The organism is Pseudoalteromonas sp. SIMBA_162, assembly GCF_046535955.1.
Lineage (GTDB): Bacteria > Pseudomonadota > Gammaproteobacteria > Enterobacterales > Alteromonadaceae > Pseudoalteromonas > Pseudoalteromonas marina.
In genome coordinates, this window is the sequence record NZ_JAWJBQ010000278.1 from 1 (window position 1) to 279 (window position 279).

Genomic DNA, 279 nt, shown 5'->3' on the forward strand with positions numbered 1-279 from the left:
GTTGGAGCCTTTGTTGAGGGCGACTTTCTTGCCTTTGAGTTCCTTGACCGACTGGATCGACGAACCCTTCGGCACCAGGATCGCTTCGCTGTGCGGCGCTGGCGGCTCGTAGGCCACATAGAGCAGATCGGCGCCGGCGGCCTGGGCAAATACGGGCGGGGTTTCGCCGGTAACACCAAAGTCGATGGAGCCGACGTTCAGCCCTTCAAGCAGCTGCGGGCCGCCGGGGAATTCGGTCCACTGCACCTGCACGCCCTGCTCGGCCAGGCGCTTTTCCAG

Annotated in this window: 1 protein-coding gene; it reads right to left on the reverse strand. The window is 63.8% G+C overall.

The window, feature by feature from the left end; all coding sequences use genetic code 11:
- The coding region (locus R0J88_RS19670) for an ABC transporter substrate-binding protein (RefSeq protein WP_410900823.1) at positions 1-279 on the reverse strand (279 nt) is incomplete at both ends.